10 protein-coding genes are annotated in these 11,678 nt (G+C 47.2%); all 10 read left to right on the top strand.

All coding sequences use genetic code 11. From position 1 onward, the window contains the following. Positions 1 to 274: 274 nt before the first annotated feature. Positions 275 to 1,492, top strand: coding sequence for a ParA family protein (locus U9J37_RS17765; RefSeq protein ID WP_005469364.1), 1,218 nt, complete (start codon positions 275 to 277; stop codon positions 1,490 to 1,492). 6 nt (positions 1,493 to 1,498) lie between these two features. Further along, a complete protein-coding gene (locus U9J37_RS17770) occupies positions 1,499 to 2,470 on the top strand; it encodes a ParB/RepB/Spo0J family partition protein (protein ID WP_005469189.1) in 972 nt (323 codons plus the stop codon). Between the two features lie 88 nt (positions 2,471 to 2,558). Further along, positions 2,559 to 4,580 (top strand): GNAT family N-acetyltransferase, encoded by a 2,022-nt coding sequence (locus U9J37_RS17775; RefSeq protein WP_005469246.1) that lies wholly within the window; start codon positions 2,559 to 2,561, stop codon positions 4,578 to 4,580. A 334-nt stretch (positions 4,581 to 4,914) separates the two neighbouring features. Continuing rightward, on the top strand, positions 4,915 to 5,226 hold the full coding sequence (locus U9J37_RS17780) for an STAS domain-containing protein (RefSeq protein ID WP_005469178.1): 312 nt from the start codon (positions 4,915 to 4,917) through the stop codon (positions 5,224 to 5,226). After that, positions 5,201 to 5,560, top strand: coding sequence for a response regulator (locus U9J37_RS17785; RefSeq protein WP_038135593.1), 360 nt, complete (start codon positions 5,201 to 5,203; stop codon positions 5,558 to 5,560). The genes U9J37_RS17780 and U9J37_RS17785 overlap by 26 nt, the downstream gene beginning before the upstream one ends. Before the next feature lie 107 nt (positions 5,561 to 5,667). Beyond that, the gene (locus U9J37_RS17790) at positions 5,668 to 7,725 is read left to right on the top strand and encodes a chemotaxis protein CheA (RefSeq protein ID WP_005469181.1); all 2,058 of its coding nucleotides are present in this window, start codon (positions 5,668 to 5,670) and stop codon (positions 7,723 to 7,725) included. A gap of 65 nt (positions 7,726 to 7,790) precedes the next feature. After that, positions 7,791 to 8,291 (top strand): chemotaxis protein CheW, encoded by a 501-nt coding sequence (locus tag U9J37_RS17795; protein WP_043886450.1) that lies wholly within the window; start codon positions 7,791 to 7,793, stop codon positions 8,289 to 8,291. Further along, complete coding sequence (locus U9J37_RS17800; RefSeq protein WP_005469182.1) at positions 8,288 to 8,758, top strand: chemotaxis protein CheW; 471 nt, start codon at positions 8,288 to 8,290, stop codon at positions 8,756 to 8,758. The genes U9J37_RS17795 and U9J37_RS17800 overlap by 4 nt, the downstream gene beginning before the upstream one ends. A gap of 61 nt (positions 8,759 to 8,819) precedes the next feature. Further along, positions 8,820 to 10,832, top strand: coding sequence for a methyl-accepting chemotaxis protein (locus U9J37_RS17805; protein WP_005469336.1), 2,013 nt, complete (start codon positions 8,820 to 8,822; stop codon positions 10,830 to 10,832). Beyond that, positions 10,817 to 11,674: a CheR family methyltransferase gene (locus U9J37_RS17810; protein WP_043886404.1), complete on the top strand. Its 858-nt coding sequence runs from the start codon at positions 10,817 to 10,819 to the stop codon at positions 11,672 to 11,674. Before U9J37_RS17805 ends, U9J37_RS17810 begins: the two co-directional genes overlap by 16 nt. Positions 11,675 to 11,678 lie beyond the last annotated feature (4 nt).

Below are 11,678 nucleotides of genomic sequence, written 5' to 3' on the forward strand. Positions count from 1 at the left end.
AATCGTTCCGAGGTTTGTTCCTTAATCGATAGCCTTTTATTTTTACAATGTAAATTTGTGATACTGTAACATTTTAAATCTGGTTTACTTTTCGGGTTATTCCAAAGCTTTAAAAATCGGATTTTTTGCGTGCTTTTTACCCATTGTCACTAAAATGACAAAATGTTTTCTATTTAATGTGATTTTTATCCATAAGTGTATGTTCACCTTTTTATTGTCAATTTAATTAAATGCTGTACAATTGTGGGTAAGTCATTTATTACGGAATTTGGCAATGAAGAGAGATAACACAATAGAAAATCTCAATCGCCTCGCGGAGCAAACCGCTCAGGTTCAAGCTGACCGCATTGAGATTGTTTTGGAAGAGCGCAGTGATGACCATTTTCCACCAATGTCAAAAGCATTGATGGAAACCCGCTCAGGTCTGACTCGTCGTAAATTGGATGATGCCATAAGCAAGCTTGAAGAGTCGGGTCATCAGTTCACTAAGAACAACGCCAATCACTATTCTATTTCTCTTCAAGAAGCGCATATGCTTATGGACGCGGCTGGCGTGCCTAAGTTTCATGAGCGTAAGAAAAATGGTGACAATAAGCCTTGGATTATCAACGTACAAAACCAAAAGGGTGGTACGGGGAAATCGATGACGGCCGTTCATCTCGCGGCGTGTATGGCACTAAACTTAGACAAGCGCTACCGTATCTGTCTGATTGACTTGGACCCACAAGGTTCACTTCGTCTGTTCTTAAACCCGCAAATTAGCATCACTGATCACGACAACATCTATTCTGCTGTCGATGTGATGCTCGACAACGTGCCTGAAGGTGTGGAAATCGATAACGAATTTCTGCACAAGAATGTGTTGCTGCCTACTCAGTATCCAAACTTAAAAACGGTATCGGCGTTCCCTGAAGACGCGATGTTCAATGCTGAAGCGTGGCAAAGCCTGTCACAAAATCAGTCGTTGGACATTGTTAAGCTGCTTAAAGAGAAACTTATCGATCAAATTGCCGATGACTTTGATGTCATTATGATTGATACCGGTCCACACGTTGACCCGCTTGTTTGGAATGCAATGTACGCATCAAATGCATTGCTTATCCCTTGTGCGGCGAAGCGTCTTGACTGGGCGTCGACGGTTAACTTCTTCCAACATCTGCCGACGGTGTACGAAATGTTCCCAGAAGATTGGCAGGGGTTAGAGTTTGTCCGCTTGATGCCAACCATGTTTGAAGATGACAACAAGAAGCAAGTCGCGGTACTGACGGAAATGAACTACCTGTTAGGGGATCAAGTGATGATGGCAACCATTCCAAGAAGCCGCGCATTTGAAACTTGTGCAGATACGTACAGCACCGTTTTCGACCTTACAACTGGCGATTTTGAAGGTGGCAAGAAAACACTGGCGACAGCGCAAGACGCCGTTCAAAAGAGTGCGCTTGAGCTTGAACGTGTCCTTCATAGTCATTGGTCATCACTGAATCAGGGGTAATAGAGCATGGCAATAAAAACTTCAGATCTTAACGCGCGTCTTTTTGGTAAAGCAAACAAGCGTCATGTTACGACTCCACAGCAAGCCCAACAAGCGGCTAAAGAGCAGGCTCAGGTGATTGAGTTAGCGGTTGCTGGTGAACAAACTGTACAATTTGAGTTGGTTCGTATTCCTGCTGAACAGGTCAAAGAGCAGACCGTTGTCTTTGCTGAAAACGCACGTGAACAGTCATTTTTAAATGAACATGCGCTGTCTGACGTACTGGTGACTCTGCGTGAGCGTGGTCAACAATACCCAGCGGTGGGTCGTAAGCGTGAAGATGGGCGTATCGAAGTTCTCGATGGTAGCCGTCGTCGCATGTCATGTATTTTGGCAGGCAAAGAGTTCTTGGTTTACGTTGGTGACAACATTAGTAGTGAACACGCTAAGTTCCTGTCTGATGTGGCCAATGCGCACAAGCCGCTTTCATTGTTTGAAAAAGGCAAAGAGATGCTCGCGAAGCTAGAAAGTGGTGAAGCAGAAGATCAGAAAGCGTTAGCTAAAATGTTCCAATGCAGTGAGGCACTTGTCAGTGGTGCGTTGAAGGCTGCCGATTTACCTTTGGAACTTCTTCAGGCTTACCCAAATGTCGCGGACTTAGGTCGTCCTACGATTGTGAAGCTGCATAAACAATTTAATGGCTTAGACGAAGACAAACGTAACCAGTTGCTTGCCAAGTGTGGCTCTGAAGGTGGTTTTGTTTGGCAGCGCAGTCAAGCACACGGAGTGACTCGTATCACTAAAGATGTGACGGAAACCATCGAAGCGTGGATTGAAGAGATGGCGCCAAAGAAAGCGGCAGTATCGGCTAAGAAAGAGCTGGTCAAAGGGCGCGCAAGCTACACGCGTAAGGGCCAGAATCTGGCGCTTAACTTAAAGAAAGTGGATGACGCCGTGATGCAAGACATCCTCGACTATGTAGCGGACAAGCTTAAATAGTCCAAAACAACTCACAGTGAAAAGCCGCCTCGTGCGGCTTTTTTTATGCAATAATGCGGCCTGTTGTTTCGACCAAACGAGAGACCTCATGAACGCGACGCACCATTTTCTATCTACTTTGACCGATATCGCTGGTCATAACTTCCATCGTTATGGCGTAGTACTGAATGGCCAGCACGAGTGGCAAGTCAGCACCGCTGAATCTGTGGCTGAATCGGTAACTAAGTCGCTGCAGTCAGAAAAAGTGTTTCAGTTAGGAGGGGAGGCGCTTGCTTATGCTGACCTCAGCGTTGGTTACAATAAGGGACAACAGTTGCTTGGTCAGGAGTGTGGCTTATTGATCTGTGACTTGCGCAGCGACTTCGACGCCAACAGTTTTAGTGCGGCATTGGGGTGTTTGCGCGGTGGTGGTCTACTTTTGGTTTTTCCTCCTTCGCACAATCAATCCTCTCTTGATGGACAATGGCTACAACGTTGTTTGGCGAACTTGTATCAACTGTATCAAAATCAGATCCCCAATCTCTCTGCATTACCTTCACGCCATGCCTCTTCTGTAGAGCTTTATCAGCAGCAAAATATAGCGGTAGAGAAAATTCGTAAGGTGGTTGAAGGGCATCGTAAACGTCCTTTGGTGATGGTTGCTGACCGAGGGCGAGGAAAGAGTAGTGCGCTTGGAATCGCCGCGGCGCAATTACTCCAAACACGTGCCATGCATATTTTGGTTTGTGCGCCAACGTTGGCGACGGTACAGCCCATATTCCAGCACGCAGAACGTTTGCTCGACAGCGCGCAAGTTCAGAAAGGGCGTTTGATGTTGGGGGATTCAGTGATCGAGTTTATCGCGCCGGATGATTTGCTAAAACGAAAACCCAATTGTGATTGTCTGTTTGTGGATGAAGCGTCGGCGATTCCCATTCCGATGTTGCAGCAGATGGTGGCGCACTACCATCGCACAGTATTTTCAACCACAGTGCATGGCTATGAGGGCTGTGGTCGCGGCTTCACGGTTAAGTTTCAGACGTGGCTACAGGCGTGTCGACCAGGGACGCAAACTTATGCACTCTCACAACCGATTCGTTGGAATGAATCTGATCCTTTGGAAGGTTGGCTGTTTGAGACCTTCTTACTGGACGCGGAACTCGAAAACGCCGGGTGTGAATCGCATCGAACACAATTGTCGCGATTGGATAAACAGACGTTGCTGGATAGTCCCCACTTGTTGCGCTCATGCTTCGCACTTTTAGTGAACGCTCATTATCAGACTTCACCGAATGATCTCTTGCTGCTTCTTAATGATGACACCATGTCCTTGTATGCGACATTCGAAAGCGATGTTTGTGTGGGATGTCTGTTAGTGGTTGAGGAGGGCGGTTTAGACGCGGCAACCGTTTCAGATATTCAGCAAGGACGCCGTCGACCCAAGGGGCAGTTAGTGGCGTCAAGTTTAGCATCGCAGTTGGGTATCTCAGAAGCGGCAATCGAATCGAGCTTACGCATCATGAGAATTGCGGTTCACCCTGAGTTACAGGGCAAGGGCATAGGTCAAGAGATGGTCGCGCAGCTTCAAGCACAAACGAGCGCAGACTTTTACTCAACCAGTTTTGGGGCGACGTCTGAGTTGGTCCATTTTTGGCGACACAGCGGCTTTTCCCCTGTGAAGTTGGGAAGCAGTCGTGACCATGCCAGCGGCACACATTCCTTGCTGATGGTAAGTGGACGCGCTTCTTGGATTCCTGCCGCTTGCGATTACTATCGCTTGTTTATTCAGTTTTCTTTGTCGAATTTATTTCAGCATCTTGAAAGCGACTTAGTCCGTAGTTTGGTCGATGAAAGTGATGCTTCCGTTGATGCTACAGATTTTGATGCCTTGATTCAGGGCTACTTAGCCGGAGGTGCTCAATATGATAGTATTGCTCCTGTGCTTGATACGTTGTGGAAGCGTTCTCCTCAAATTATCCAGTCCATGAGTGATCTTTTGGTTGCGAAAATAGTACAACAACGAGACTGGAGTGAGTGCGCTCGTCTCGCTCAGTGTGCGGGTCGTAAACACGTTGAAGCCATGTTTAAGCAGCAACTTGAAGTTTGGATTAACCAATACCGAGCCTGTTAATTTACACTGTAAAACGCTTCCTATCGGCAAGTTATCCTGCGATGAAATATCAGTTTACAGTGTAAATGACGTTCTATTTACACTGTAAATCGATTTGGTGCGAAACGGTATTGGGATTGACCCACAAAAAAACCTCGTTTTTTGTAAGGGACTAGTGTTTCTCACTAACCCTTTCATTTATCAAAGATAATTCGTTTAAACGATAAACGGCTTGTATGTTTCTGGTGCTTTTTTATTAGTACCGTCATTTGCGAATTACTCAGTTCTTCCTACACTCATTTTTAGGCAACAAGATTTATATTGGCTAGAAATAATAAGAAGTGAAGGTTAATACATGGACTGTGCTTTACCTGAATCGCTTGATATCTCAACCGTGCTGGATTCCACTTCAAGTTACAGAGAGTGGCTATCTGAAAACACCGAAATCGTCATTGATGCTTCGCAAGTATCCCGTGTCGACGCGGCTGGTGTTCAAGCACTTTGCTCCCTATTCATTTCTGCCAACAATCATCAAATTGACATTCAGCTAAAACATCCTTCTCAGATACTGCTTGAAGCGCTTGGTACCTTAGGACTAAGTGAGCAGATCAAATGGAATGAAGACTGTGGAGAGAGCAAGCATGACGAAAATTCTAGCTGTGGATGATTCAGTTTCAATCCGCCAAATGGTGAGTCACACCCTGAAAGATGCAGGGTATCAAGTCGAAACCGCGAACGATGGCCAAGATGCGTTGAGTAAAGTGATGAGCACAAAGTTTGATGTGGTGATTTCAGACGTCAACATGCCAAATATGGGTGGCTTTGAATTAGTGAAAGCGCTGCGTGCAAAACCGCAATACAAGTTCATCCCTATTTTAATGCTCACCACTGAAACCAGCACCGATAAAAAAATGCAAGGCAAGTCAGCCGGTGCAACGGGGTGGTTAGTTAAACCCTTCAACCCTGAAACATTACTCAAAACTCTAAAACGTGTGATTTAGGTTGTCACGCTGAGAGACAAAACAGAATCATCGAACTAATAAAGCGAGCAGCAGGCATTGCGACTTGAACTGCGAGCAATAGAAATCGTCTTTGGTAGGGAAACAATATGGCTTTAGACATGGAACAGCTACGCAAAATGTTTTGCGAAGAGTGTCGAGAGAATCTGGAAGTGTTAGAAGATGTGCTTCTAAACCTGGATCTTCAACACGTCGAAGCTGAGTCTATCAATACCATTTTTCGCGCTGCACATTCGATAAAAGGCGGTGCGGCGACATTTAACCTGCTTAATATCAGTGAATTTACTCACTCTGTTGAAGCGTATCTTGACCTTGTCCGCACGGGAGAGCGCGAGCTCAGTGCAAGCTCGGTCGATGTGCTTCTCAAAAGTGGTGACTGCATTCAAAGCATGTTAGAGCAACATGAATCAGGCACAGAGACCGATGACAACTTGCTTGATGATGTGCGTGCTCAACTGGACTCGCTGTTAGGAGAGAACTCACACGCAGAGTTCACTGAGCCAACCGATGACAACTCCCCTAAAGAAGATGGCATAAACGGGGATTGGCGAGTCACCTTTAAACCTCACCCAGAGATATTCTTCAGTGGTAATGACCCTTTACGTATTGTGCGCGAGCTAAAAGAGCTGGATGACCAATGCGAAATCGTCGCAAACCTTGAAAGCATCCCAAGCATTGATGACCTTGAAGCTGAGCTTTGTTATCTGAGTTGGATTGCTACGCTACCTGCCTCTGTCGAGGAGCTATTGATTCGAGAAATTTTCGAATGGGTAGAAGATGAGTGTGACTTGATCGTAGAGAGAACCAACGAAGAGCCGAGTTGTGAGCCGGATGGCGACATCGCGCCAGCGCCCGGTGTGCGAGAGGTGAGTACGCGGAATGAAGCTGAACAAGAACCAGCGCCTCAACCGGTAGCTAAAGCGGCAAAGGGTGAAGCCAGTGTCAGTTCGATTCGTGTCGACATCGACAAAGTTGACAGTCTCATCAACTTGGTGGGGGAACTGGTCATCACCCAATCGATGCTGACCGAAATTGGCAATGACTTTTCCATTGATAAGTTAGAGAAGTTGAAAGCTGGCCTCGATCAACTGCTGCAAAACAGCAAAGACCTACAAGAAAACGTCCTGAACATCCGCATGTTACCGATGAGTTTTGCGTTCAGTCGCTTTCCTAGGCTGGTTCGAGATTTATCCAGTCGCCTTGAGAAACAGGTCAACTTATCGATTAAAGGGGAACAAACTGAACTCGATAAGACCGTACTTGAACGGATTGTCGACCCCTTGGTTCATCTGGTTAGGAACGGAATCGATCATGGGATTGAGCAGCCAGCGTTGAGGCTTGAAAAAGGCAAGCCTGAAATAGGGGTAATTGAGCTGAATGCCTACCACCAAGGCGGTTCCATTGTCATCGAAATTTCGGATGACGGTGCGGGATTGAACTGCGACAAGTTGTGGAATAAGGCGATCGAAAAAGGTGTACTTGATTCCGATGTGCGTCGAGAAGAATTTTCTGACAAGCAAATAATGAATTTGATTTTTGCCCCTGGATTCTCCACCGCGGATGAAGTGTCGGACATCTCTGGACGAGGCGTTGGCATGGATGTGGTTCGCCGCAACATTGAAGAGTTAGGTGGCCATATTGAGGTGGAATCACGTTTGGACGAAGGCAGCTGTTTCACCATCAGCTTGCCGCTCACGCTCGCGATTTTAGACGGTCAATTAGTGAAAGTTGGCGGAGAGGTGTATGTCATCCCGTTGCTGACCATTATTGAGTCTATCCAAATCGATCCGAGCTGCATCAAGCTGGCGTCTGGTGGCATAGAGCTGTATCGACTGCGTGAAGAAAACATACCGATTTTACGCTTGCAAGAAGAGCTGCAAATGGGAGAGAGCGGGGCACTCGATAAACGCATTCTCTGCTTTGTGGAGGCGGCAGGTAATCGTGTGGGTTTGCTGCTTGATGAGTTGCTCGACCAGCAGCAGGTGGTGATTAAGAGTTTAGAGTCTAACTACAGCAAAGTGAGTGGTATTTCTGGGGCGACCATTCTTGGAGACGGATCGGTCTCTTTGATACTCGATATTCAAGGGCTGGTCACTAGCTTCTTGAACCGAGCCTCAGAGGGGACGCACAAAGGGATAGCGGCGTAGGAGGCAAGATGAATCAAACAGAAGCGCTGCTGAGCAACGAGCTTTCTCAAGCGTCGAAACAGTCCATGACAGCCAACGCTGAAACTTGGCTCAGCGAAGTAAACGAAGAGGTCAGTGAAAGTGCGGACTTTCTTAGTTTTCAACTTGCGGCGGAACTCTATGGCGTGAACATCAACGATGTGGAAGAGATTCGAGTGTGGGAAAAGCCGACCCCTATACCGCGTGCACCTCAGTTTGTATTGGGGGTGATCAACTTGCGCGGAATGATTGTCCCAGTCGTAGACCTGAGACTTCGATTTAACCTTGGACAAGCAGATTACTTGCCGACCACTGTCGTGATTGTATTGCGCAGCTCAAACGGACAGGAACAACGTTTGATGGGATTGGTGGTTGATGCTGTGAGCGATGTGATAAGCCAAGGAAACAATGCGTTGTATCCGGCGGTAGGGGATTCGTTAGTCACCCCCTACTTACAAGGTTTACTCAACGTGGATGAACAGGTGATGTCGCTGCTTGATACCAATGAGTTGCTGAGTATTGATCGAATCTTAAGGGAGAACGCATGAGTTTGACGCAAGAGTTTTTGAGCTTTGTCCTCGATGGCGATGAATACGGTGTCCCTATCTTAGATGTTCGAGAAGTTCGCGGTTGGAGCCCTGTCCGAGAGATTCCCAACTCCCCTTCCTATATGAAGGGCGTTTTAGAAATTCGCGGCGGTTACGTGCCGATAGTCGACTTGAGGCTACGGTTTGGTTTGCACGCGGCAACATTAGGTCCGACAACGGTGGTGATCGTGCTGAATGACGCACAACACCACCCACTTGGCATTATTGTCGATGGTGTCTCTGAAGTGTATCCGCTGAAGGATGCGCAGATCAAACCGGCACCGCACGTCGCTCCTGAAGTTGACCACAGTTACGTCAGGGGAATCGCGTCGGTCGATTCTGGGCACTTAATTTTAATACATTTGGACGCTCTGTTTGATGCAGCAGAGCTCGTTGAACCCCATCATGAAGTACACAGTGGGGCATGACTTCAACCCGTTTTATCAGCGTGTTGTAACACTGGTCAAAGCAATCATTGAGAGGTAACTCATGGCATTTTGGAACAGGAAATCCGAGGTAGATACAGCGTTTAAAGCGCCGACACAAGATACCTTAACTCAAGATTTTGAGGTTGAGGAGCAAGGAATATCAAAAGAGCAGTTGCTGTGTGCGTTAAATGCTGCCCAAACGGCGTTGATGATGATAGACCGGGATTTCAACATCACCTACATCAATAAAAAATCGATTGAGTTGCTTAAAGTGCATGAGGCTTTGTTTCGTTCGGTATGGCCCAACTTTCAAGCGACCGAAGAATTTTTGCTCGGTTACTGTATTGATGCTTTCCACGTTAACCCTAGCCACCAGCGACAACTGTTGTCGAATCCTTCAAACCTGCCATACACCACCAACATCAAAGTGAAAGATGTCCAAATCGAGCTCAATGTCGGTGCCATCATAGATGCGCACGGCCAGTACGTGGGGAATACGCTCGAGTGGAAAGATGTGACGGAAGAGCTGGCGAAAGAGCGTGAGATTGGGCGATTGGTCTCTGCGGTGGAAGGGATGACCACCAACCTAATGATGGCGGATAAAGATGGCATCATTACTTACCTTAACCCGTCGCTAAAAGCGCTGTTGAGCAGCCGAGAACGGGATCTGCAAAGTGTGTTGCCAGGGTTTGATGCCAGTAATCTTGTCGGAAAAAATATTGATGTCTTTCATAAAAATCCTAGCCATCAGAGAAACATCATTGCCAATCCTGATCGCTTGCCATTCTCTTCCAACATTGCGGTAGGTTCACTTGAGTTTAATCTCACCTGTATCGCGATGCGTGACGGGCAAGGAAACTATATTGGTCCTGCGCTGCAATGGGTCGACATTACAGAGCAGCAAGATGGGCAACGACAAGTCGAAGCTCTGATCCAAAAAGCGATTGATGGCGAGTTGAGTGAGCGCATTGATACCAGCGTGTACAGTGGTTTTATGAAAGAGCTGGGTGATGGAATCAATAACTTGCTCGACACCATGGTTGCGCCGCTTGGTCAATGTATCGATGTGATGAGCCAAGTGGCGGATGGGGATCTCAATAGCACCATGTCTGACGACAACAAAGGTGAATTTGGACGACTGTCTGACGCGGTAAACACCTCCATCATCAACTTACGCAACATGGTCGAGAAAATTACCCATTCATCGGCCCGTGTTGCAACCGCCTCTACCGAGATTGCGGAAGGTAACAACGATCTCAGTCAGCGCGTCGAAGCGCAAGCGTCTAACTTGGAAGAGACCGCGGCGAGCATGGAGCAGATGACAGCCACAGTCAGGCTCAATGCTGACAACGCCAAAGGTGCCAATGACCTCGCCGATGACGCCAGCAAAAAAGCCAGCAAAGGCGGCGAAGTGGTCGGTCAGGTGGTCTCTGCCATGGCGGAAATAAACTCTGCGAGCAAGAAAATCGCCGACATTATTGGCGTGATTGATGAAATCGCCTTCCAAACCAACCTTCTAGCGCTGAACGCTGCGGTGGAAGCCGCCAGAGCAGGCGAGCAAGGTCGCGGCTTTGCCGTTGTTGCGGGAGAAGTACGTAACCTTGCCCAACGCAGTGCCGCTGCAGCCAAAGAAATTAAGGGTCTGATCAAAGACAGCGTCGAGAAGGTGGACGAAGGCTCCCGCTTAGTGGATGAGTCAGGTGAAACGCTCAGTGAGATCGTTGATGCGGTTGCGAAGGTGAGCGAGTTGATCGCGCAAATCGCCTCATCAAGCCTAGAGCAATCAACTGGCATTGATGAGATCAACCGTGCGGTGGCGACCATGGATGAAATGACGCAACAAAATGCCTCCCTTGTCGAACAGACATCTGCGGCAAGCCAATCGCTTAAAGATGAAGGTAAGCAACTTCTCAACTTGATGAACTTTTTTGCCACAGACAGCAACGTGACCACATTTGAAAGCCGGACGAAAGAGTCTGGGCGCAAAGGCAACGTCAGGGAAATAAGAGCGCCAAAGGTTGCTAACTCACGCTTAAAGCTAGAAGAGGACGGAGATGAATGGGAAGAGTTCTAGTTCAAACTGAGTCAAGGATGCCCGACAAGCCAGAATTTGAGCTTACTGATCAAGACTTTAAGTTCATTCAATGGTTTATGCACAAACATGCGGGCATTTACTTCTCAGACAGAAAGAGAACCTTGGTCTACGGTCGTATTAGCCGCCAGCTGCGACGATTACGGCTAAAGCGTTTTGCCGAGTACAGAACTCTGATAGAGCAAAACAGTGAGGAGCGTATTTGTTTTATCAACTGCTTAACCACGAATAAAACCCAGTTTTTCCGTGAATACCACCATTTTGATTTTATGGAGAAAGTATTGCTTTCAGAGTGGGCACAGCAAGGTAAGCGGAACATTCGAATCTGGTCTGCGGGGTGTTCAACCGGTGAGGAGCCTTACAGTTTCATCGCGTCACTCCACACGGCCAATGCACTAGAGCAGTTTGACTCAATAGAGATAACGGCAACGGATCTGGATACCCGTGTCCTCGAGGTTGCCGAGCAAGGTATTTACGATGAAGAGGCGTTAAAAGCGATTCCGATTAAGTACCTCAAGCCCTGCTTTGTAAAAGGGATTGGTCGCCATAGTGGCGAAATTAAAGTGCGTCTAGGGCTGCAAAAAATGATTCAATTTCAAAGACTGAATTTGCTGGAAAATTGGTCGTTTGATCAGCGATTTGACGTGATTTCTTGCCGAAATGTGATGATTTACTTCGATAAGAAAACACAACAAGAGCTGATTACACGGTTTCATCAACAGTTGAGCCCCAACGGCGTGCTGTTTATTGGTCACTCAGAAAGTATGCCTGCCGACTTTGACGGCTTCCATCATCTTGGCCACACCATTTACGTAAAAAAATAAGGGA

It is taken from the genome of Vibrio sp. 16 (assembly GCF_963681195.1).
Classification (GTDB): Bacteria; Pseudomonadota; Gammaproteobacteria; order Enterobacterales; family Vibrionaceae; genus Vibrio; species Vibrio sinaloensis_D.